The 22,753-nt window shown below is 41.4% G+C and carries 26 protein-coding genes; 6 read left to right on the top strand and 20 right to left on the bottom strand.

Annotated elements, in window-relative coordinates; all coding sequences use genetic code 11:
* Positions 1-11: 11 nt before the first annotated feature.
* On the bottom strand, positions 12-950 hold the full coding sequence (locus tag NSQ34_RS05485; protein WP_034282079.1) for a beta-ketoacyl-ACP synthase III: 939 nt from the start codon (positions 948-950) through the stop codon (positions 12-14).
* A 171-nt stretch (positions 951-1,121) separates the two neighbouring features.
* On the opposite strand from NSQ34_RS05485, the gene NSQ34_RS05480 reads away from it, so the two are divergent.
* Positions 1,122-1,355, top strand: coding sequence for a hypothetical protein (locus NSQ34_RS05480; RefSeq protein WP_034282082.1), 234 nt, complete (start codon positions 1,122-1,124; stop codon positions 1,353-1,355).
* Positions 1,356-1,363: 8 nt separating this feature from the next.
* On the opposite strand, the gene NSQ34_RS05475 is transcribed toward NSQ34_RS05480, so the two are convergent.
* From NSQ34_RS05475 to NSQ34_RS05460, 4 genes are all read right to left on the bottom strand, one after another.
* The gene (locus NSQ34_RS05475; protein ID WP_034282083.1) at positions 1,364-1,561 is read right to left on the bottom strand and encodes a ComZ family protein; all 198 of its coding nucleotides are present in this window, start codon (positions 1,559-1,561) and stop codon (positions 1,364-1,366) included.
* A gap of 12 nt (positions 1,562-1,573) precedes the next feature.
* Positions 1,574-2,536: a BMP family ABC transporter substrate-binding protein gene (locus NSQ34_RS05470; RefSeq protein WP_176967568.1), complete on the bottom strand. Its 963-nt coding sequence runs from the start codon at positions 2,534-2,536 to the stop codon at positions 1,574-1,576.
* A gap of 91 nt (positions 2,537-2,627) precedes the next feature.
* Positions 2,628-3,203 carry a nad binding enzyme gene (locus NSQ34_RS05465; protein ID WP_176967525.1) on the bottom strand — a complete coding sequence of 192 codons (576 nt, stop codon included), beginning with the start codon at positions 3,201-3,203 and terminating at the stop codon, positions 2,628-2,630.
* Positions 3,204-3,276: 73 nt separating this feature from the next.
* Entirely contained in the window at positions 3,277-4,017 is a 741-nt protein-coding gene (locus NSQ34_RS05460; protein WP_176967526.1) for a hypothetical protein, read from the bottom strand.
* 212 nt (positions 4,018-4,229) lie between these two features.
* Here NSQ34_RS05460 and NSQ34_RS05455 point away from each other — a divergent pair, with 212 nt between their 5' ends.
* The gene (locus NSQ34_RS05455; RefSeq protein ID WP_003211779.1) at positions 4,230-4,424 is read left to right on the top strand and encodes a YjzD family protein; all 195 of its coding nucleotides are present in this window, start codon (positions 4,230-4,232) and stop codon (positions 4,422-4,424) included.
* A gap of 112 nt (positions 4,425-4,536) precedes the next feature.
* On the opposite strand, the gene NSQ34_RS05450 is transcribed toward NSQ34_RS05455, so the two are convergent.
* From NSQ34_RS05450 to NSQ34_RS05390, 13 genes are all read right to left on the bottom strand, one after another.
* Entirely contained in the window at positions 4,537-5,802 is a 1,266-nt protein-coding gene (locus tag NSQ34_RS05450; protein ID WP_041117120.1) for an MFS transporter, read from the bottom strand.
* Positions 5,803-5,965: 163 nt separating this feature from the next.
* The gene (locus NSQ34_RS05445) at positions 5,966-6,145 is read right to left on the bottom strand and encodes a YjzC family protein (protein ID WP_008348517.1); all 180 of its coding nucleotides are present in this window, start codon (positions 6,143-6,145) and stop codon (positions 5,966-5,968) included.
* Between the two features lie 102 nt (positions 6,146-6,247).
* Positions 6,248-7,198: an ornithine carbamoyltransferase gene (argF, locus tag NSQ34_RS05440; protein WP_176967527.1), complete on the bottom strand. Its 951-nt coding sequence runs from the start codon at positions 7,196-7,198 to the stop codon at positions 6,248-6,250.
* Positions 7,195-10,275: a carbamoyl phosphate synthase large subunit gene (locus NSQ34_RS05435; RefSeq protein WP_254001641.1), complete on the bottom strand. Its 3,081-nt coding sequence runs from the start codon at positions 10,273-10,275 to the stop codon at positions 7,195-7,197. The genes argF and NSQ34_RS05435 overlap by 4 nt, the downstream gene beginning before the upstream one ends.
* Positions 10,268-11,329 carry a carbamoyl phosphate synthase small subunit gene (locus NSQ34_RS05430; protein ID WP_098676806.1) on the bottom strand — a complete coding sequence of 354 codons (1,062 nt, stop codon included), beginning with the start codon at positions 11,327-11,329 and terminating at the stop codon, positions 10,268-10,270. The genes NSQ34_RS05435 and NSQ34_RS05430 overlap by 8 nt, the downstream gene beginning before the upstream one ends.
* 71 nt (positions 11,330-11,400) lie before the next feature.
* Positions 11,401-12,552: an acetylornithine transaminase gene (locus NSQ34_RS05425; protein WP_098676805.1), complete on the bottom strand. Its 1,152-nt coding sequence runs from the start codon at positions 12,550-12,552 to the stop codon at positions 11,401-11,403.
* Positions 12,549-13,325 (bottom strand): acetylglutamate kinase, encoded by a 777-nt coding sequence (gene argB, locus NSQ34_RS05420; RefSeq protein ID WP_025093396.1) that lies wholly within the window; start codon positions 13,323-13,325, stop codon positions 12,549-12,551. Before argB ends, NSQ34_RS05425 begins: the two co-directional genes overlap by 4 nt.
* A gap of 14 nt (positions 13,326-13,339) precedes the next feature.
* Positions 13,340-14,560, bottom strand: coding sequence for a bifunctional ornithine acetyltransferase/N-acetylglutamate synthase (gene argJ / locus NSQ34_RS05415; RefSeq protein ID WP_061109664.1), 1,221 nt, complete (start codon positions 14,558-14,560; stop codon positions 13,340-13,342).
* A 22-nt stretch (positions 14,561-14,582) separates the two neighbouring features.
* A complete protein-coding gene (argC, locus tag NSQ34_RS05410; protein WP_061109663.1) occupies positions 14,583-15,620 on the bottom strand; it encodes an N-acetyl-gamma-glutamyl-phosphate reductase in 1,038 nt (345 codons plus the stop codon).
* A 137-nt stretch (positions 15,621-15,757) separates the two neighbouring features.
* Positions 15,758-16,306: an MFS transporter gene (locus NSQ34_RS05405; RefSeq protein WP_061109662.1), complete on the bottom strand. Its 549-nt coding sequence runs from the start codon at positions 16,304-16,306 to the stop codon at positions 15,758-15,760.
* Positions 16,303-17,748: an FAD-binding oxidoreductase gene (locus NSQ34_RS05400; protein WP_061109661.1), complete on the bottom strand. Its 1,446-nt coding sequence runs from the start codon at positions 17,746-17,748 to the stop codon at positions 16,303-16,305. Before NSQ34_RS05400 ends, NSQ34_RS05405 begins: the two co-directional genes overlap by 4 nt.
* Positions 17,749-17,871: 123 nt before the next feature.
* Positions 17,872-18,180: a metal-sulfur cluster assembly factor gene (locus NSQ34_RS05395; RefSeq protein WP_024425066.1), complete on the bottom strand. Its 309-nt coding sequence runs from the start codon at positions 18,178-18,180 to the stop codon at positions 17,872-17,874.
* A 46-nt stretch (positions 18,181-18,226) separates the two neighbouring features.
* Positions 18,227-19,012 carry an alpha/beta fold hydrolase gene (locus NSQ34_RS05390; RefSeq protein WP_264316076.1) on the bottom strand — a complete coding sequence of 262 codons (786 nt, stop codon included), beginning with the start codon at positions 19,010-19,012 and terminating at the stop codon, positions 18,227-18,229.
* Between the two features lie 137 nt (positions 19,013-19,149).
* Between NSQ34_RS05390 and NSQ34_RS05385 the strand changes: the two genes are divergently transcribed.
* The 3 genes from NSQ34_RS05385 (at position 19,150) to NSQ34_RS05375 (ending at position 20,388) form a co-directional block, all read left to right on the top strand.
* Positions 19,150-19,962: a Cof-type HAD-IIB family hydrolase gene (locus NSQ34_RS05385; RefSeq protein WP_024425068.1), complete on the top strand. Its 813-nt coding sequence runs from the start codon at positions 19,150-19,152 to the stop codon at positions 19,960-19,962.
* 88 nt (positions 19,963-20,050) lie between these two features.
* Positions 20,051-20,200: a hypothetical protein gene (locus NSQ34_RS05380; RefSeq protein WP_024425069.1), complete on the top strand. Its 150-nt coding sequence runs from the start codon at positions 20,051-20,053 to the stop codon at positions 20,198-20,200.
* Positions 20,197-20,388 carry a DUF3813 domain-containing protein gene (locus NSQ34_RS05375; protein WP_024425070.1) on the top strand — a complete coding sequence of 64 codons (192 nt, stop codon included), beginning with the start codon at positions 20,197-20,199 and terminating at the stop codon, positions 20,386-20,388. Before NSQ34_RS05380 ends, NSQ34_RS05375 begins: the two co-directional genes overlap by 4 nt.
* Positions 20,389-20,439: 51 nt before the next feature.
* On the opposite strand, the gene NSQ34_RS05370 is transcribed toward NSQ34_RS05375, so the two are convergent.
* Positions 20,440-20,895, bottom strand: coding sequence for a BsuPI-related putative proteinase inhibitor (locus NSQ34_RS05370; RefSeq protein WP_024426502.1), 456 nt, complete (start codon positions 20,893-20,895; stop codon positions 20,440-20,442).
* A gap of 14 nt (positions 20,896-20,909) precedes the next feature.
* Positions 20,910-21,752: a YitT family protein gene (locus tag NSQ34_RS05365; RefSeq protein WP_024425072.1), complete on the bottom strand. Its 843-nt coding sequence runs from the start codon at positions 21,750-21,752 to the stop codon at positions 20,910-20,912.
* A 139-nt stretch (positions 21,753-21,891) separates the two neighbouring features.
* Between NSQ34_RS05365 and NSQ34_RS05360 the strand changes: the two genes are divergently transcribed.
* A complete protein-coding gene (locus NSQ34_RS05360; protein ID WP_024425073.1) occupies positions 21,892-22,743 on the top strand; it encodes a DegV family protein in 852 nt (283 codons plus the stop codon).
* The last annotated feature ends 10 nt before the right edge of the window (positions 22,744-22,753 follow it).

The raw sequence follows: 22,753 nt of genomic DNA, 5'->3' as shown, positions 1-22,753 counted from the left end.
ACCCCACTCTTTTATCGGCCCCATCGCATAGCGATTGCGCCCCAAGTTAATCCGCCACCAAAACCAACCATTACAATCACATCGCCGTCATGAATTTTTCCGGCTTCGATTTCTTCACATAGTGAAATTGGAATGGATGCTGCTGATGTGTTTCCGTATTTATGAACCGTCTTCGACATTTTTTCAACTGGAAGCTCTAAGCGTTCGCGTGCTGCTTCCATAATGCGAATATTTGCTTGATGCGGGATCAAGAAATCAACGTCTTCTTTTGATAGTCCAGCTTTTTCAATGACATTTACACTTGACTCTCCCATTTGTCTTACAGCAAATTTAAATACTTCTCGTCCATTCATGATTGTATGATCTTTTTCATCTAAGTACAAGTGCTTCCCGCCGCTTCCATCTGCTCCAAGTTCAAATGATAGAATTCCTTTGCCTTCGCTGACTTCTCCCAGCACAGCAGCTCCAGCTCCATCTCCAAACAAAACAGCAGTATTACGGTCATCCCAGTCTGTAATGCGAGAAAGCTTTTCTACACCGACAACAAGCACGTGTTTGTAAGTTCCTGATTCGATAAATTGTTTTCCAGTAACAAGCCCATACATAAAGCCAGCACACGCAGCGCTAATATCCATTGCACATGCTTTATGTGCACCGAGCTGCTCTTGAATCATGCAAGCAACTGTCGGAAATGCTTGATCTGGCGTGACTGTCGCCACAAGAATCATATCGATATCTTCTGCAGCCACATCTGCGGCAGCTAATGCTTTTTTTGCAGCAGCAAGCGCCATATGAGATGTATTGACATCATCAGATGCAATTCTTCTTTCTTCTATACCTGTTCTAGTACGAATCCACTCGTCAGAAGTTTCAACCATTTTTTCTAAATCATGATTTGTTAATACTTTTTCAGGTATATAGCGGCCAAGGCCAATAATTCCAGCATTCATTGAATAAGACTCCTTTTACTCATACGAGCATGTGATATTGTGATCTTATATTAGTATCTGGTACTAATTTTACCTTATTTTTTTCTTCTTGGCAATACAAACGTCTAACCTTTCCTCTCACTTTTTTCATAGATTAATGATATATACCAATAGTAGAAAGGAACATGTGATATGGCACAAAAAGATATTTTCTCAGCAATGATGTTTGGACAGCCGATTGAGAAGGAGAAAAGCAAGACAGAGGCAAAGGAGGAACGTGCGGAGACATCTTCAAGTGAGGATTCAATTGACTACATGCATGTCATGAATCAAATTGGGAACATTATGAACTCCATTGATGAGCTGAAGCCTGTGTTTAAAGATGTTGGCCCTATGATTAGTGCCTTCAAGAAAAAATTATCATAAAAAAGCCACTATTCTGTGGCTTTTTCTGATTCTGCATCTGCTTTTCCAAGCTCGTATGCTTCCTGCATGACAGATGTAAATAATGTTAGAAGCGGCTGAAGTGCTTCAGGGTCAAGCTGAATCCCTGCTTTATCTAACTCTTCCTTCGCCTGCGGAAAATACTTCATGGCAATTTGTAAAAATTCCATCGATTTTTCGTGCTGCATGTCGTCGTCTCCTCACTTTTCATTTGGCAGTTTACCTGTTTTTTTGTAAGACGCAATATCACTTTCAATGTCTTTCACAAAAGCGTCGTCAATGGTGGAACTAAATTTCCCCATCTCGACCACTCCTTCTTTAAAATCAAAGGAGTACTCATCTTGTTCATTTAGCTTGCCTTCATTAAACTTCTTTGCAATGATACTGTACGCTTTATCAACATGCTGTACAGTGCTCGTTAAAACTGTATGGCTGCCGAGGTTGGATTGATCGGTGACGTATCCGATCGCTGATAAATTATCGGCTTTGATTTGTTCAATGACAGGGATATTATAACCATCACCTGCTGGATACACAACATCAACGCCCTGCTTTTTTAATTTTTGATAGAGCTCCACCGCTTTGTCAGCATCATCCCAGTTTTCGACAAACTCTGCTAATACTTGTACATGTTCATCTTGATATTTTGCTCCTTTGATAAAGCCGTCTACTTCACTTTGCCAATCATATGTAGCAAGAATACCAATCTTTTTTGTTTTTGACATATGTGCAGCTGTCATGCCTCCGAAAAAGCCCATCGCTTCACCTTTAAACGTCACGTTTGTGACATTGCCCGCCTGAGGCTTGTTTCCATTGACAGTAATAAATTGTATGTTTGGATAATCTTCACTGATCAAGTTAAAAATTTCACTGTATTCATTGCCATGGCCAATAATTAAATTGACTCCTTTTTTATGGAATTCTTCAATGGCATCAACGATTTTCTCCTTGTCGACCATTCCTTCCTTATAATAAACATCTACACCAAATGTTGATTGGATACTTAATAAGCCTTTATAACCTTTCGTTCCCCAAACTTGATCATTGATCGTATCGGGGACGAGTAAACCCACCTTCTCAATTTTTCCTTTTAAAGGCGCCTGCGAGCAGGAAGATAATAGAAGAAGGAACGAAAAGATCATGACAAGCCGCTGGTACTTCATGCCATGTTCAACTCCCTTTTGCAACATGCAGTGATGAACCTGTATGTTAAATATAGGTTTATTTTATACTGAAAAAAGATAAGATGGAAGATCATTCTTGCTTTTTGTCGAAAAATGTTGAGTTTTGTCTTTTCCATTCTGCAATCATGTCTTCTGCTTGTTTGTCATCTGTTTGGCTTTCTACCTTCAATTCATACGTCATGTCCTGTCTTTGACCTGTGTCCGAAGCCCATTGTAACAATTCCTTTGCCACATCTTCTACAAAAAGTGAATCTGCACGCTTTGTTTGATCTTCATTGAGTGTCCATGGTCCGAACATGCGAGGAAGAATAACTGCCGGCACATTCTGTTTCACTGATTCGTTTTCAGGTTTTTCATAAAGAATCTGGTACATGCCACGCTCTGCTTTGATGTCTTTCTGCCTGTTATGCGGTTCCTCTGATTGAATAAAAATGAGGTCATACGTGTCTTTGCTATCCTGAAGGTCAATGACACGAACGAGATCATTTCTGCCCAGCCACATCATCCGCTCTTCTAACAGTGCCTTTTGTTCTTCTTTAAGATCATGAGGACGCGTGATATCCACTTGAATGCCCTCTTTCATCATATATTCACAAAGTGTCAGGCCAAAAAACTCATCTGCCCCTATGATCAGTCCTGTTTCCATGTTCACGTCCCCTTTTTTAATATCGAATAAAAAGAAGAGCCCTTTCTATGAAGGGCTGTTATCATCCTATTCATCACAATTCTCTTTCATGCGATTTATAAAACTTGTGAATGGATTGAAAGATTCTTCTCGGATGATCAAACATATGCAGCGTGAGATCGACCTGACAATGTTCTGGATTTTTCATATGCTGATCAATAAAAGGCTTTGCGTGAAGTTCATATGCATAAGGTGCGCCGTTTAGCCTTTGCCATATATGAATCGGTACATGAGCAGAATGAACAGAACAAGAAGGCAGTGGATACGTTTCAGCTTCCTTTTCAGAACAGCCATAGCTCTCTGCTAACTCTTTGAGCAGCTGCTTATAAAAGAATTTGTGTTCCTTTTCTCTTTCTCGTTGTGCATCCAGATTCAGACATGGATTCACCATCGCAATGGACCTTAGTACTTCAGGCATCTCCTCAGCAAGGCTCATAGCAACAAGTGCACCCATTCCCTCTGCGAGCACATGAATTTCCCGGTTTAATATTTCTTGTTTTAGTGTGTGATGCACGAGCTGCTTGGCACTAAAAACAGCATCTTCGCATCCCCAGTGATTCCCATGAAGATGACTATTAAACAATGTATATCCTTCATCCTTTAAGGCAGTTAAAAGCTGGTTTCTTCCATAATGCTGAAGCCAGAATGATGTATTTTCCTGCACAAAGTGATTTCGGTCACCGAGGATTAGAATGCCAAAGCCATTTGGTTTTTGAGGAAGGTGAATGATGTTCCACTGGGAACCAAGCTGGAAAAAACGTTCGCTTACACCCATATGGCCAGCCTCCTTTCAGTGATTCTGCTTTCTATGATATGAACAACAACTCTTGTAGGAATAAGGAAATCCCCTAAAGACAGAAGAATTCTTTTTATTTTTATAGCAGAAGGTCTTAAAATGGTCACATAAAGGCGGAAAACAGTCTTTTCCCTTCACTTGCATCTATGGTATGATAATCAATAGATTGTTACATAAAGGACGGTGGGATTATGCATTATATTATCACCCTCATTTGGACTTTTCTGCTGACACATATGGCTGGTTACATCGTTGCCTCTATGAATGGAGCTGCTTATGATTTTACGCTCACTTCCATTCTTGCAGTTGTGTTTACGGTTATTTTATTCATCTTTGCTGAAGTAAGTCCAATGAAAGAAACGGAAAGTTCAACAAAACATTCTTAATATGACTTGTGAAAAAGAGCTAAATTGATGTTTAGCTCTTTTTTCTTTCTTTTCAGAGTGATTGCGGCACGCTAAAACCCCCTGCCTTCAACATACAGGGGGTTTTTATTGTTTATACCTCGACGGTTTCGGACTTCTGTTTGTCTTGAGTCAAATGGCTTTTCGCAAGCCCTGTAAACAGGAAGATCGCGATACCTGATAAAATTTCAAGGATTCCTCCGCCAGCAATGACAGGTCCCGCTCCAAATCTTTCTGCCAGGACGCCTGATACGACAGCTGCAAGCGGGAGAAAGACATTTGATGAGGCATTGATCACAGCATATACTTGCGGCTGATCCTCTTGGTCAACAGATGTTTGAATAATGACCATTTCCGGCACATTGATCGCACTGACAGCAGCTCCGAAAATAAAGGAAGCAAGCAGAACAACCGGCAGCCATGTACTCATCCCTGTCATAAAGAATGCAGCCCCTTCAATCATGCCAGCGACAATAAAGAACAAACCAAATCTCTTAATTTTCACCTTTGCCAGAGCAAAGCCCATCATAAACGCGCCAACTGCGGCAACACCTCTTAAAATGGAATACACCATGGAGTCGCTTTGCAGCGCTTCTGCTACGTATACCGCTGACAGTGCCTGCCACGGAGCTGCTGCGACATTCATTAAGATACAATACAGCGTGAGCGCAAATAAAATGTGATGGTTTTTGACAACGAGAAACCCTCTTTTTAAGTTATACAAATATGTATTCTTCGCTTGTTTAATGCCCGCTGCTTTTTCTTCATCGGTTTTCTTTAGTTTGACCCCGATAATAAACAGACCAGAAATCACAAATAAAGCAGTGGTGATCAGCAGAGTATCTGCAGGTCCAATTAATTTAACCAAAAGACCAGCTACCATGACTGCTGCAAGTGCAACAATCTCAAAAGAAGATTGCAGGATTGCATTTGCTTTTTGAATGAGATGCTTTGGAACAATCTGCGGTAAGATCGCCACCGAAGCTGGATTATATGCTGCACCTGTTGCCGATTGAATAACCATTAATGAAATCAATAACCATAGAGGCAATAGATGCGAAAAGTGCAGAAGTGGAATAATGAGTACAATTGTTGCTCGAACAACATCTGAAGCGAACATCCATTTAGACAAATGGTGCTTTTTCATAAGAGGTCCTAAAATTGGGGCTAACAAAGATGAAGGGAGAACCGTTACTGCTAGAAGAAGTCCTGTACCGAGCGCTCCATCCCCTCTTAAAATCAATAGCCAAAGGACGGATGTAAAAGCAAAACTTTCCCCTGTGTTTTTAATGAGTCTTGATATGAATAATGAGGTGAAGCGTTTATTCCAAACACTTTCACTGAGATTCATCTTTTCCATCACACAAATCCTTTCAACAATATATTACATATTTTACCTTAAGTTCTCTTTTTTTCATACTATTTATTTGAAAATTTGAACTTAATTGTTTTTTATTATAAAGAAAAAAGAGGCATGACACATGCCTCTAAAGTCTTATTCCTGCTGACTCTTAGTCAATTGCTTACGGCTTTCTTTGGTAGGTCCAAACACGATTATGGTTCGAGTTATCAGGAAAGACGTCGCCTGCTTTAAGCTTAATCTTTAAAGGATCTTTCACCATACTGCCAGTTTCACCGATCTCGATATACACACCATTATTCGGTGCTTTATTCCCTGATTTAAACTGATGCTGCTGACCCATTTTCATCCTCCTTTCTCGATTGATGTTATTATGTCCCGTCCCTTGCCTCTCCAATCCTTTATGCAAAAAGTCCCTGCTCATACGAGTCAGGGACACTTGGATTTATTTGGATGTTCGATACATAAGTTCTTTCATTAACGCTTTTTGCACATGCAGGCGGTTTTCTGCCTGTTGAAATACTTTTGAGTGCGGCCCGTCAATAATATCTGCCGTCACTTCTTCCCCGCGATGTGCCGGGAGACAATGAAGGAAAATATAATCCTTTGCTGCATGACTCATCAGTTCGTTATTGACTTGATATTCTTTAAATTCAGCAAGACGTTTCTCTGTTTCTGCTTCCTGCCCCATGCTTGTAAACACATCTGAATAAATAACATCTGCATCTTTTACAGCTGCAACAGGATCTGTTGTCACGGTCACTTCTGCCCCTGATTGTTTTGCAAACTCACGGGCAGTGTCTGTGACTTCTTGAAGTGGTTCATAGCCTTTTGGTGATGCAACCGCAATGTCACAGCCTAGCTGCGCACAGCCGATCATTAAGGAGTGCGCCACGTTATTTCCGTCACCGATATAGGCCACTTTGATTCCTTTTAAAGTACCTTTTGTTTCTTTAATGGTTAATAAATCAGCAAGCGCCTGACATGGATGTGAGTAGTCGGTTAATCCATTAATGACTGGAATAGACGCGTATTGTGCAAGCTCTTCAACCTTCTCATGTTCAAAGGTTCGAATCATAATACCGTCGACATAACCAGACAGCACCTGCGCTGTATCACTGATGGTTTCTCCTCTGCCAATTTGCAAATCATTTGAGCTGAGGAAGAGCGCATGTCCTCCTAGCTGCGTCATCCCCGCTTCAAACGAGACACGGGTTCTAGTTGAAGATTTTTCAAAGATCATCGCTAACGTTTTTCCTTTGAATAAATCTTGATATGGGTTTTGTTTCATTTCTTCCGCTTTTTCAATTAAATATGCAATCTCATGGATTGAGAAATCTTTTAATGATAAAAAGTCTTTTCCGTATAATGCCGGTTGCACGTCGACTTGACTCATGCCGTCACTTCCTTTTTATATAATTCATGGAGCGATACTGGTGATACATCTCCATTTTTTCCTTGCAGGAATGCTTGAACTGTTTCATATTCGGTTAGGACTTGAACGCCGTGTGTGAGTGCTTTTACACGCTGCTCTTTTGCCTCTTCATCTTCTCCTAAATGAATATGAAGGGATTTATCTTCATTCTGCAGCCAAGATTCAAAGCTGCCAGTCCAGACGTCAAAGCCTGCATGCTTCGCTTCATCTATCAATTGCTCGCTACCTTGTATAAAAAGGCTTCCTTTTTGCTTCCAGATCGGCGCAAATACTTTTTTCAAGGCGCTTTCGGCGTTCTTGCCTACACACATTCCTTCTCCTGTCGCTTTCATTTCAGGTGTCAGCTTGAGGTCGATATCTTGAATGGCATGTGATGAGAACACTGGGAATTTGACCGCTGTCCCCCCTTTGTTTTTCGTTGCAGGGTTTAGTTCTTCAAGCGATGCACCAGCTAATAATTGAGTGGCCATTGGGATCATATCAATGCCCATTACCTTACTGACGACCGGTACAGTCCGGCTTGCCCGCGGATTCACTTCTAATACAAGCGCCTGATCCCCTTTGATGACAAATTGGATATTCATAATGCCCTTGAATGATAATTTCTTCGCTATTTGTTCAGACGCGGTATGCACCTGCTGTTTGATGTCTTCACTGATTGAGATACTTGGTAAAATGGCAAAGCTGTCACCTGAGTGCACGCCCGCTTTCTCAATATGTTCTACGATGGTTGGAATGAACGCCTTTTTTCCGTCAGAAATAAGATCGACTTCAATTTCTTTTCCAGTGACGTACTCATCAATTAAGATTGGGTATGGCAAATGATCTGGCTGATCAAGCAGTGATGCCAAATGTGCTTCTGACTGAACAACGATCATTCCCATTCCACCAATGACATACGATGGGCGAATTAATACAGGGTAACCGATGCTTTTCGCATGTACGAGTGCTTCTTCTTTTGAATGAGCCGTATCTCCTTTTGCGTGAGGAAGATTCAGTTCATCAAGAAGCTGATAGAATAAATCGCGGTCTTCAAGTGCATCCAGCGTATCAAAGGACGTACCTAACAATGTGACACCGGCTTTTTCTAAGCCTTCTGCGACGTTAATCGCAGTCTGTCCGCCAAATTGGACAATGACAAAATCAATTTGTTCTGCTTCCACAACATTTAAAATGTGCTCTAATGTAATCGGCTCAAAATATAAACGATCTGCAATCTCATAATCAGTACTTACTGTTTCTGGATTGTTGTTCATCATGATGGTTTCAAATCCAAGCTTTTGCAAGGTCAGAACGCCATGAACAGCGCTATAATCAAACTCGACCCCCTGCCCGATTCGAATCGGACCAGAGCCAATGATGAGTGCACGCTGCTTTGTTTTTTCTTGATGTTCACCATCGCTTTTGCCGAAGTAGGTGGAATAGAAGTAATTCGTTTTAGCATCAAATTCCGCCGCACATGTGTCGACAATTTTAAATGAAGCAGCAATGCCGTATTCTTGACGAAGCTGCCTGATTGACTCTTCCGTGTGACCCGTAAGAAGAGCAATCGTTTCATCAAGGAAACCCTTTTCCTTTACCTTTTTCAAGGTATCTTTTGATAGTGTCCCCTTATGATCTTTCAATTCTTGTTCGAGCGTAATCATATTCTGGAACACATGTAAGAAGAATCGATCGATTTTCGTCGTTTGATGAATCGTTTCAACTGTTTCTTGTCTTGAAAGAAGCTCCATAACAGCGAAAAACCGGCGATCGTCTGGTGTTTTGATAAGTTCAAATAAAAGTTCTGTCGATTGCTCTTTCAGTTCTGGCAGGTGGAAGCCCTTCGTTTTAATTTCAAGTGATGCAACTGCTTTTTGAATGGCTGACTCTAAATTCCGATCAATCGCCATGACTTCACCAGTCGCCTTCATTTTTGTGCCTAATTGACGGTCTGCCTGTTTAAATTTATCAAACGGCCAGCGCGGGAATTTCACGACAACATAATCTAGTGCCGGCTCAAAACTAGCATAGGTTGTACCTGTGAGCGGGTTTTTCAATTCGTCTAGCGTATAACCCACCGCAAGCTTAGCTGCCATTTTCGCAATCGGATAGCCAGTTGCTTTTGATGCAAGAGCAGAAGAACGGCTGACCCGAGGATTCACCTCAATGACAAAGTATTCTTTACTGAGTGGATCAAGGGCAAATTGAATGTTGCAGCCGCCGACTACATCCAGCGCTGAAATGATTTTCAGGCTCGCTGAACGGAGCATTTGATAATCCTGATCCGTTAATGTTTGGGAAGGTGCAACGACAATCGAGTCTCCTGTATGCACACCAACTGGATCGATATTTTCCATGTTGCATACCGTGATACACGTATTTTGACGGTCTCTCATGACCTCATATTCGACTTCTTTAAAGCCAGCTATGCTTTTTTCAACTAAACACTGGTGAATTGGACTCGCTAAAAGAGCTCCTTCAATGAGCGGCTTAAACGCCTCTTCTGTTAGAGCGATTCCGCCGCCTTTACCGCCAAGTGTGTATGCTGGTCTTAGGATAACTGGGAAGCCGACTTCTTTTGCAAATTGAAGAGCATCTTCCGCATTATCCACAATTTCACTATCCGGCACGGGTTCGTTCAAATGCTTCATGAGAGCACGGAATTTCTCTCGATCTTCACCGTTTTCAATGGTTTCAACTGACGTTCCGAGCAGGGTCACCCCATGCTTTTTCAGCACACCGGCTTTTTCCAGCTCGACAGCAAGGTTTAAAGCCGTCTGTCCGCCAAGGTTGGCTAAAAGACCATCTGGTTTTTCCTTTTCAATGATTCTTGTCACTGAATCAACTGAAAGCGGTTCAAAATAGATTTCATCAGCAAATGACTCGTCTGTCATAATGGTTGCTGGGTTATTATTCACTAAGATGACTTTGTAGCCTTCTTCTTTTAAGGCCATACATCCTTGTGTTCCTGAGTAATCAAATTCTGCTGCCTGACCAATGATGATTGGACCAGACCCGATGACTAGAATGGTTTGTATGCTTTGATCTTTAGGCATGTGCGACTTCTCTCCTTGCTTGTTTCACTTTCTCAATAAAATCATCGAATACCCATTCACTTTCAGCAGGCCCTGGGTGTGCTTCTGGATGAAATTGAACTGACATAATCAGCTTTTCTTTATGAATGAATCCTTCTACAGATCCATCATTGACATGAAGGAATTTCACATCCACTTCTTTGTCATTCATGCTTTTTTCATTCACAACATAGCTATGGTTCTGACTTGTCATAAAGACACGTTTGGATTCTGTATCCTGGACAGGATGATTCGCTCCCCTGTGGCCAAATGGCAGCTTATACGTATCTCCGCCAAGTGCAAGAGCGATTAATTGGTGACCTAGGCAGATCCCAAGTGTCGGAAATGACATCATGATGTCATGAATTGTTTTTAAATACGGTGTCATGGTTTTCGGGTCTCCAGGTCCGTTTGACAAGAGGATCGCATCCGGCTTGATCTCAAATACCTTTTCCATTTGTTTATATGGAATGACGGTTACTTTACAGCCGCGCGCTGCAAGCGAATCTGCAATTGATTTTTTAAAGCCAAAATCAATGAGCGCCACATGTTCCTCACCGCAGCCTTGTGTGTAAATCTCACTATCTGTCACCTGTGCGACGACATTGTCTTGTTTCATTGCAGGCGGTGTTTCGTTTTCGTCTACACTGAGCACAGCGTTCATCGTTCCATTTGCCCGGATGTTTTGCACGACTGCGCGCGTATCTGTATGTGTCAGAAGCGGGATATTCCACTTTTGTAAATAATCTTTTAAGCTGACCGCTGCAAGATGATGTGAAAAATGCTCTGCTGCCTCGTACACAACCACCGCTTTTACTTGAGGCTTCTTGCTCTCAAAGTCTTCATGGTTAATGCCGTAATTTCCGATCAGCGGATATGTGAAAACAATGATCTGACCTTTATAGGAAGGATCTGTGAGCACCTCTTGATAACCTGTCATACCTGTAAAAAAGACCACTTCACCTGTGATGCCAGCTTCTCCTGTCAGATCTCCTTCAAAAGAGGCTCCATCTTCTAAATTTAAATAACCTTTCATGCTTATGTCACCCCAAAAATTGAATAATTAATGATACAAATGTATTTTTATACGTTCGTTTGTAAAAAAATTTACACCGAAACTGTTTTATTGGCTAATACTTGAACAATTGCTTCGATCGCTTGATCCAGCTCTGCTTTCTTCACATTCAGCGGAGGTAATAAACGAATGACATTCGGACCAGCTGGAAGCACCAGCAGCCCTTGTTCTCTAAGAGCTGTGATATAGCCGGCGACTGGCTGATCACATTCAATACCTGCCATCAATCCTTTTCCCCGCACTTCTTTTACGATATTCAGCTGTTTGACATTTTGCAGCTTTTCTAACAGGTAATCACCCTTTTCTTTCACTTCTGAAAGAAACTCTTCTTTGAAAATGACATCGAGTGTCGCATTCACAGCGGCCATGGCGAGCATATTCCCACCAAATGTTGTACCATGTGAACCTGGAGAGAATGCATCTCCTAGAGCTTTTTTCCCTATGACTGCACCAACTGGAAAGCCGCTTCCTAACCCTTTTGCCGAAGAGATAATATCAGGGTCAAGACACGTCTCTTCGTACGCAAATGCTGTTCCTGTACGACCGATGCCCGTTTGAATTTCATCTACAATCAGCAGTGCTTCATGCTTTTTGCAAAATGCTTGAACGGCTTCAAGGAATGCTGGTGTCGCTGGATTCACTCCACCTTCACCTTGCACAACCTCCAGCATCACTGCTGCCACATCATCGACTTCACACGCTGACATAGCGTCTGGATCATTAAACGGTACGTAGTGAAAGCCTTCTAGCATAGGACCAAAGCCAGTTTTGATTTTATCTTGACCTGTGGCAGCCATACCAGCATACGTGCGCCCATGGAAAGAGTGCAAAAATGTGATGATATTTGTTTTCCCTGTCGCTTTACGTGCTAATTTAATGGCACCTTCATTTGCCTCTGCCCCGCTATTGCAGAAAAACACGAGATCCCCTGAACTGTTTTCTGCCAGCTTTTCTGCTGCTTTTTCTTGCAGTCCATTTTCAAATAGATTTGAAACATGCCAGACGTGGTCAAGCTGTTCCTTAATGGCTTCATTGACCTTTGGGTGATTGTGGCCTAAATTTGTAACCGCAATGCCTTGTATAAAGTCTAAATATTTTTTTCCATTTGTATCGACTGCCCAAGAACCTGCAGCCTCTTTAATTTCAACATTCCACCGACCATAAGTTTGAAAGAGATGACTCACAGGACCGCCTCCTTTTGTTTCACAATTCTTGTTCCTTTAAAGGTTTCTCCTGTAAAGATACTGCCTTTGCCATTTACGATCATCACTTCATCCACATCACCTGATAAAGCACTCAATGCGGATTGTACTTTTGGAATCATTCCCCCGGAAATAATGCCTTCATCAATGAGTGAAAGGGCTTCTTGTTCGGTGACGACATCTAATAGTTCACCATTTTTTAAAATGCCTTCAACATCTGTGACAAACATAAGCTTATCAGCCTTCATGGCTCCGGCGACAGCTGATGCTGCTAAATCGGCATTCACATTTAAGGTTTGGCATTCTTCCGTCATAGACAGCGGCGCAATCACAGGAATGAATTGTTTTTCCATGAGTGCTTCTGCCATCTCTGGATGAACTTCTTTGATTTCGCCAACGTACCCGTAAACGTCTTGATCTAGGAAATCGGCGACAAGCATCTGCCCATCTTTACCGGATACGCCGACAGATGAAATATCATGCTTTGCGAGCTCTGACACAAAGTATTTATTGACCGTTCCCGAAAGAACCATTTCGGCTACCTCTAACACAGGCTTCGTTGTTTTACGCTGCCCGTCAACAAATTCTGTTTTCACTTCTAATTTTTGCAGCATGTCGGTGATTTCAGGTCCTCCGCCATGCACGATAGCCAGTTTAAATCCAGCGGCTTGAAGTGAGCGGACATTTTCATAAAAGGTATCTGAAAGTTCTCGAATGACACTGCCTCCACACTTGAACACGATCGTTTTATTCATGTCTATCTCCTTCTTTATGTGCGATAGCTCGCGTTAATTTTCACATAATCATAGGTAAGGTCACAGCCCCATGCTGCTGCTTCACCATTCCCCTCACTCATTTGAATGAAAATCGTAATCTCATCCTTTTCTAGATATGCTTTTGCTTCCTCTTCTGAGAATGGCTGCGGTTCATTGCGTTTGAACAAACATTGTCCGCCTAAATAGACTTCTACCTCTTCCGGTGTGACGGAAGCTGCGCTATGACCAATGGCTCCAACGATTCGGCCCCAGTTGGCATCCGTACCATATACGGCAGTTTTAACAAGACTTGAACCAACGATTTTTTTCGCAATGATGCCGGCTTCCAAGTTATTTTTAGCACCAGCGACTTTCGCTTCAATTAATTTTGTTGCGCCTTCTCCATCTCTCGCAATCTCTTTGGCTAAATCCTCACAAGCAAGTTTTAATCCTTCTTTAAACAATGGCCATTCTGGATGCTCTTCATTGAGTACATCGTTTTGTGCCATGCCATTTGCCATCACAAGCACCATATCGTTTGTCGAAGTTTCTCCGTCGACGGTAATTTGATTAAAGGTCACATCCGTAATGTCACGAAGCGCTTGCTGTAAGGCTTCCTGTTCAACATTTGCATCTGTTGTGACAAAGCCAAGCATTGTCGCCATGTTCGGGTGAATCATGCCAGAGCCTTTTGCTGCGCCTGAAATGATAATCTCTTTTTCGTCTATCGTAAGAGTGTATGCTGTATTTTTAATGACAGTATCTGTCGTTAAGATCGCTTCTTCAAAATGGCCTTTTTCGGCTTTTGCTTCTTTTAAATCGGCGATGCCCTTTTTGATTTTATCCATCTCCAGACATTCCCCAATGACACCAGTAGAAGAAACAGCAATGTAATCAGGTGCTACACCTAACATATCTGCACAGGCTGCCTGCATGTCGTATGCGTCTTTTATTCCCTGCTCACCAGTACATGCATTGGCGATAGCACTATTGACAATGACACCTTTTAATTGTCCTGTCTTTTTTAAGCTTTGTTGTGTGACTTTGAGAGGCGCAGCTTGAAAGTGACTTTGTGTGTAGACCGCTGCACTTGCTGCTGGTACTTCGCTGACGATGAGGCCAAGGTCTTTTTTTGAATAGCGCAAGCCAATGTGAATCCCCTTTGCTTCAAAGCCTTTTGGTGATGATACGTCACCGTCTATTTTGACAATGCTTTTTTCATTCAATTCGATCATGTTTGTTGTCTCCCCTGTTCTCTTATGGATAAAGAGGTGTCATTGTGAGGCCCGCCTCTTCATGTAAGCCTTTGATAATGTTGAAGTTTTGAACCGCTTGGCCGGCCGCGCCTTTCATGAGATTGTCTATGACCGACACGATTGTCAGTCTCCCTGTTCGCTCATCTAAATGAAAGCCAATATCACAGAAGTTACTGCCGTATACTTCTTTCGTTTGTGGATAAACGCCGTGATCTCTCACTCTGACAAAATAGGAATCTTCATAAAAGTCTTTCATTCGCTTCATCAATTCTTCTTTTGTGGCTTCTGTTTTTAATTGTGTATACATCGTCGCCATAATCCCTCTTGTCATCGGGACAAGATGCGTAGAAAATGTGACGTTCGCCGTCTGCGGATTCCATTCTCTTAATATTTGCTCTATTTCTGGCGTATGCTGATGCTCATTCACCTTATAAATTTTAAAGTTATCGTTTAGTTCTGAAAAATGCGTGCCAAGTGAGGCAGATCGTCCGGCACCGGACACCCCTGTTTTTGCATCTATTATAATCATGGATTCATCGATGACATTCTGTTTGATGAGCGGTGCTAAACCGAGAAGAACTGCGGTAGGAAAGCAGCCCGGATTGGCAATCACTTCAGCCTGTTGAATTTTGTCACGATTCAGTTCGGATAAACCGTACACCGCTTGCTGGACAGATGCTGCATCCGCTGCCCTTCGTTTATACCAAGCTTCATAGGTTGCTCCATCTTGAATGCGCAAATCACCTGATAAATCAATGATCGGCACTCCTTGATTCATCAGCTTTGGTGTCAGTTCACTAGATACGCCTGCTGGTGTCGCTAAAAACACAGCATCTGTCTCTTGCACAATGGCAGCCGGGTCAATGGCTTTTAATGTTTGGTCAGTCATGTTTGTCAGATGCGGATAAGATTGACTGTATGATTGCCCATCACCACTTGATGAATACAATATACATTCCTCCACATGCGGGTGATGCTTGAAGATACGAACCAATTCCGCACCACCGTACCCTGTAGCACCTATAATACCTATTTTCAACGTCAATACACCCTCTTGATCTTTGTGAAATTATTTAACATTATAACATGTATAAAAATTAATTCAATTGTATATTTAATATTCGTTTTCATTTTTTTTCAACAAAAAAACCGCATATCTTCATGAGACATGCGGATTTATCTTTCGTTTTTGATATAGAGGACCATGAGTGCACTGCATAAATATAATATGGAGCTTGCATAAAAAATGAAGTAAACGGTAAAGAAATCAGCAAACAGGCCGCCAAGCATAATGGCAATGGATGAAAATAGGGCTGTCCAAAAATGATAGTGACCGACTTCTTTCATTCTTTTGTTCTCTGTTGTCAGATCAGTGACAAGCAGTTTCTCCCCATGTTTTTGAAAGCCGCCCAGCGCACCAAGTGCAAGCTGAATGATATACACTTGCTCCACTTCTGTTATATGCGGAAAAAGCAGCAAAAGAAACGCCATACCGAACGAATGAATGATTAAAAAGAGCCGCCTGTCAGTGGTTTCCGGCAGTTTTCCTAAAAGTAAATGAATAAACGCACCGCTTAAACCAAACAGACCATAGGCGAGTCCAAACTGTGAATAGCTTGATCCAACATTTTTAATAAAAAGAATGTAAAAGGGGAATATCAAACTGCTGGCGAAAAACAGCAGACTTTGAGAGTAGACGAACCATTTCATTGCTTTTGCATTCATTGTGTATTGTACCTCTCATAAAAGTAGTTGGTAAACGTGCCATCTGGATCTGCTTGTTTTTTCTTTTGGAAAAATACATCGGTTTTAGGATAAGCCCGCTTCATTTGCGCCTTCGTTTGATAAGGCATGTACGGTAAGTAATAGCTTCCATCGTGCCGCAGCGTGATATCTGTCATTTTTCGAATGATCCGCTCTGCTTCCGCCTTCTCTTCTTTTTCGAACCCGTAATTCACTAAAAGCACAAGGGCAAACATATCTTGTTTCGCATATGAGAGATCCGCTTTTTCATTTTTTTGAACGTAGCGGATTGTGATATTCATTAGATTCAAATCTTCCTGTTGTAAGAAGGCTCTCATGTCATCGATGTACGCACGAAAACGGTCAACTGGGACGAAATATTCCTGCAGCACATCTGTGTCTGACTCATTTTCATATTCCAAAAAGGCAGAATCAGAACGCATCACATTGTTTCTTGTGATCAGCTGATCATTTTGACTTAGGAAATACTTCTTTTGCAAATTCCAGAGCAGATCTTTCCCCATATCAAATCTCCTTGAAAGGCCGAGCATAAATTTCAATGGCATAACGAGTTGATCTTCTTTCAGCTCTTGATATGATTCGTTTTTTTGATCTGAAGAGAGGGAATAATTCGTCACATACATTTCTTTCAAAAAGTTTGTTTTTGCTGTTGAGATTCTGGCAAGATGCATGCGTACTTCTTTATTGTGTTTGACATGCTTTTGAAAATAATCCGTATACTCATCGTAATCTAGAGAGGTTGTCTCCATTTTATATAATTCATCTTTTGTTAAAGAAAGATCAGCATCTAAAATGACACCGAACAATCCGTATCCCCCAATGACCGCAGAAAACAAATCATCACCTGGCTTTACTGTGACAATCTCACCATTTGCTTTTAACAGCCTAAAGGAACGTACCGTATCAATGAGTGACCCGTAGCGAATGTCACGTCCATGTGCATTTGCACTTAAAGATCCGCCAATTGTAAAGATATTCTGCGATTGCATCACCTTCACAGCTAGGCCATATGGATTCACATATTTTTGTATATCATCCCATGTAGCACCGCTTTGAACGCGAATCGTTTTCTTTTTTGGATCAAACGCTAAAATCTGGCGGAATTCCGTCATATCGAGCACGATGCCGTTTTCATAATATGTGTGGCCGCCCATACTATGCTGTTTTCCGGCAATAGAAATCGGCAGGTGTTTAGCTTTTGCTTCTTTCAATACTTCTTTTAACGTGTCTATCTCTTTCCCTTGAACAATTTTTTTGATTTTGACAGGCATGAGATGACTGACATCAGTAAAAGCCTCAAGATCCTTTTTTTTGTGTACTTGGCCTTCTCGTATAGTGATTGATATAAGAAATGCAGCAGCATATACGATCAAAAGAACGATCCATAGCCATTTTTGTTTCATGATAGGTACTCCGTTCTATAAAATTACATCCATTATATCAAGCTACTCTCTTCCTCCACCTTAATTTTTCATAAAAAAACCTGGCATGAGTTCAACTCATACCAGGCATTTTTCATTTTGTGCTTATTGAATACCGAGCGCGATTTTTGCGTATCTTGACATTTTGTCTCGTGTCCAAGGGGGATTCCATACGATGTGAACTTCTGTTTCTTTTACTTCTGGAAGATCACTTAATGCTTTTTTGACTTCGTCTACGATAATTGGTGCAAGAGGACACCCCATTGATGTTAAGGTCATGGTGATATCCGCTTTTCCATTCTCATCAAGATCGACATCATAGACAAGTCCAAGGTTGACGATGTCGACATTCAGCTCAGGGTCAATCACCTGTTCTAGGGCGCCTAAAATATTTTCTTTCAATGCTTCATCCATGATATCCACTCCTTTTTCCATTAGTATAACGTACTTTTTCTTATGACTAAACGTTTGTGCTTTTCAGATGTGTCTCAAACCAGTCTATCGTTTCGAACATCGCTTGTCTTGAGACCTTATGTCCAGCTTGTCCATCAGTGATAAAACGAATCAGATGCGGATCCTGCTTATATTGTGTGGCTACTAACTCATCATATAGAGTTTTTGCGTGCCGGTAAGGGACGACAGGATCGTTTTCTGCATGCCAGAATAACAGCGGTCTTTTGTTTAATCGATCCGTTTGCAGCGTTAAATCATATGGGCGCAGGGCGTCTAATTGCAGATGAACCTCTTCGTCTGTAATGTCTTTCATTAACCCTTTGTGACGCATGTCCATGATTTGTGCTTTTAGAAACGTCGTATAGTTTGGACTTCCCATCAAGCTGACAGCGGCTTTGATCCAATCATGCTTGGCAAGTGCACCAAAGGTGGTGATGCCGCCCATGGATGTACCCGCAACGCCTATCAGATCGGCTTCAATCAATTGTTTTTCTTGAAAGTATGTTTTAAGTATATCGATTTCACGAATTTCGTTCAGGACAATTTCCCAGAACTTTGATGCCAGTTCCTCTAAGCTGAGGTTTTCTGATCTTACACCATGATAAGCACAGTCAGGCAAAATGACTCTTATGCCTTTTTCCGCCAAATGGAAGGCAAAGTGTAAATTATGCTCGCGTGCACTTGTAAATCCGTGAATAAAAAATACAAGCGGCAGCGGTTTGTCTTTATTTTCAGCTTTTACGATATGTAAAAATGGAATATCGCGCGTAATTTGCTCATCAATGGTGATCACAGCCTATGAATCCTCCTTTATCATTCCCGTCTTTGTTTATTTTAACATGTAGACAACAAAGATGTGATAAAGATACACTATAGAAAGAGGCGCTAACATGAATTGCCTCCTATCACTTACAGATCAAAGGAGATTTTATGGAGACTAAACCTTATCTAATCGCACTTGACCTGGATGGCACATTATTAAAAGATGATAAAACCATTTCTGCGCATACACTTGACGTCATTCAAAAAGTGAGAGACAGCGGGCATCACGTCTGTATATCAACAGGCCGGCCATTTCGTTCCAGCTCTCCTTATTATCAGCAATTACAGCTTGATTCACCCATTGTGAATTTTAACGGAGCGTTTGTCCATCATCCTCTTGATGAAAAATGGGGCAGATTTCATACGTCACTTGATCTTCAAGTAGTCAAACAGCTTGTAGACATTAGTGAAGAATATAAAGTGCATAATGTCTTAGCTGAAGTGTTAGACGATTTGTATTTCCATTATCATGATGAAAAACTCATTGATATCTTTAATATGAATGCAAACAAAGTCACTGTTGGAGACCTTAGGGACAACCTTGGAGAGAATGTGACGAGCGTGTTAATTCATGCAAAAGAAGAGGACGTCGGAGCCATTCGAAGCTATTTATCAGATGTTCATGCAGAAGTGATTGATCACAGGCGCTGGGCTGCCCCGTGGCACGTGATTGAAATCATTAAAACAGGCATGAACAAAGCCGTTGGACTGCAAAAGATCAGTGATTATTACGGTGTTCCTAAGGAGCGGATTGTGGCATTCGGAGATGAAGACAATGATTTAGAAATGCTTGAATTTGCTGGATGCGGTGTAGCAATGGGCAACGGAATTGATGCCGTGAAACGTGTCTCAAATGAAGTCACTGATACAAATGAACAAGATGGGATTGCAAAGTTTCTAACGAATTACTTCTCGCTTTAATTTTTCCATTCATACATAGCAGATGAAAGCGGGCATACTACCGTTAGACAGGTTGTCCTGTCAGCTTGTGTAAAGGGGCGGATTCCGAATGGGTAAAAGAAGCAAATCGAAACGCTTTATACAACAAGGTAAAGATTCAGTCAGTCTTCATGACGCACGTTTTCCTTATCGTTCGACACTTGAAGAAGCGTCAGACAGAGGGAATATGAAGACTGATGCTTCTGGAGGTTCATTGTGAGAAACGAACTTTTTGATCAAGCCAAATCGTTTACTGAAGAAGCTCTTACTTCTTCATTTTCATCTGGGTTAGAGCGTCAGCAGGCAGTCAAACGAGCGAAAAATGCCGTATCCTCTGCATTTGCCAATTCGACAGATGCAGAAAGAAACCAGCTGCATACCTTCCAAGACTTGCTCGATGATCTCTAACATAAAAAAAGCTGTTCACCTAATGTGGACAGCTTTTTCTGATTCCCTCGCTTATTTGACTTGGAATGTTTTCTTCTCCGTGATTTGTTTCAGCCCTTCTGCTTTTCCTTTAAACGTTACGACTGCTTCGTATGTTCCGGGCTTTACACCGTTTGACCATGTATCTTGAAAATCATAGGCCTCGCCTTTTTTCAGCACAAAAGTCTGGATGGCCTGTGTGAACATACGGTCTTTCGAATAGCGGTATTGTTCATTCCCGTTTTCGTCATACACACTAAGCTCGAATTTTTGGCTTGTGTTAAAAGTAAATTCAAAATCTCGATCTGATTCATTTTTCAGTGACATGTTAAATTGAACTGAAGAACCTTTCTGGACGGGGTCTACTGTGAGCTCAACCGTTTTTTCTCCCATTTGACCGGATACCTCCTTGTCTGGTTCATCCTTTTTTTGTTGTCCACAAGCGGCTAAAACCAATAGAATGAGAAGAAGCACAAACCCTTTTTTCATCTGCTACCCACCTTTTAATCTCGTCTGAAAAATCCAAGAATATTGGTTGTCTGCACAATATTTGTAAAGGCTTTTGGATCGACTTCTTTAATAATTTGTTCAAGTTCATAAAGCTCATACCTTGTAATAACGATCACCATCATTTCCTTTTGCTCGTTGGTGAATGCGCCTTTTGCAGGTACAGTCGTAATGCCTCTGACCATTTTTCCGTAAATGGCTTCTTTGATTTCATCTGCTTTCTTCGTGACAATCATCGCGGTCAGCTTCTCATGTCTTGTATGGATGGCATCAATGACCCTTGTAGTCACATATAATGTGACAAGGGTATATAATGCTTTCTCCCAACCTTGTAATAATCCTGCTGTAAAAATGATGATTCCATTTAAAATGAAGAAATACGTGCCAACTGGTTTATCCTTCCACTTCGCTAAAACCATAGCAACAATGTCTAGTCCGCCTGTCGATGCCCCGTATTTGAGCGTAATCCCAATCCCTACTGCGGATATGACACCGCCAAACACAGCATTTAATAAAATATCGTGGGAAACACTCGTTTCTGGTAAAATGCCAAGGAAAATGGTCGTCAGTGCAACACTGATGATGCTGTACAAAGTAAAGGAACGGCCAACTTTCATCCAGCCTAAAATGCCGACTGGAATGTTTAAAATAAATAATAGAATCCCTGTTGATACATAAAATGGCGCATATTGATCGATTAAGCTGGATAACAGCTGGGCTACCCCTGTAAAACCGCTTGCATATACGTCAGCTGGGATTAAAAATAAATTCAGTCCAATCGCATTGAGTAATGCACCAATAACGACGACAATGAGTTTTTTTGCTTCTCCAATGAACATGTTGTCATTCCTCCACTTACCATTCTCTCTATGGTTTTCCCTAAAATTTAGAATTTGAACACGAAAAGATGATTTCTATGATATAGTTAGGCTAAAAAGATGTAAAATATGGCTTATTTTTTAGAAAGAAGGGATTTATATGACTGTTCATATCATAGCAGACAGTGCTGCTGATCTGCCTCTTTCTTATTATGATGAACATAACATAACGCTCATTCCGCTCCGCGTGTTACTTGGCGAGCAGGAATTTGAGGATTTGATCACCATTGAACCAAAACAAGTATTTGATGCGATGAGACAAGGAGCCAGTCCAAAAACGTCACAGGCTTCACCAAACCGGATCAAGGAAACCTTTGTTTCTGCCGCTCAAACCCATACATCTGCTATCTATGTCGCTTTTTCATCAGAGCTTTCAGGTACATACCAGACAGCTGTGATGATGGCAAACGAAGTGAAGGAAGAATACCCTGATTTTGATTTACGAATCATTGATTCTAAATGCGCTTCACTCGGCTATGGGCTTGCTGTCAAACACGCTCAATCACTTGCCATTGACGGAAATACAATACAAGAAATTGAAACGTCTGTAAAGCATTTTTGTGAATCTTTACAACATATTTTTACTGTAGACGATTTATCGTATTTAGCAAGGGGCGGAAGAATCAGTAAAGCGTCCGCATTTGTTGGCGGTTTGTTAAGTATTAAGCCCATTTTACATGTCGAAGATGGAAAACTCATCCCGCTTGAAAAAATCCGCGGACGTAAAAAACTGCTGAAACGCATTATTGAACTAATGAAAGAACGCGGAACGGATTGGTCGAACCAAACGGTCGGTATTAGTCATGGTGATGATCCTGCACTGGCGGAAGACATGAAACAGCTGATCGAAGCCGAATTTCATCCAAAGGAAATTGATATTCAAATCATCGGTGCCGCTGTTGGGTCCCATTCAGGGCCTAGCACGCTTGCGATCTTTTTTACAGGCAAATGATCATAAAAAG

Source organism: Bacillus sp. FSL P2-0069, from assembly GCF_038593315.1.
Lineage (GTDB): Bacteria > Bacillota > Bacilli > Bacillales > Bacillaceae > Bacillus > Bacillus safensis.
The sequence above is the reverse complement of the archived record's forward strand: the minus strand, read 5'-3'. Positions and strand labels throughout refer to the sequence as shown.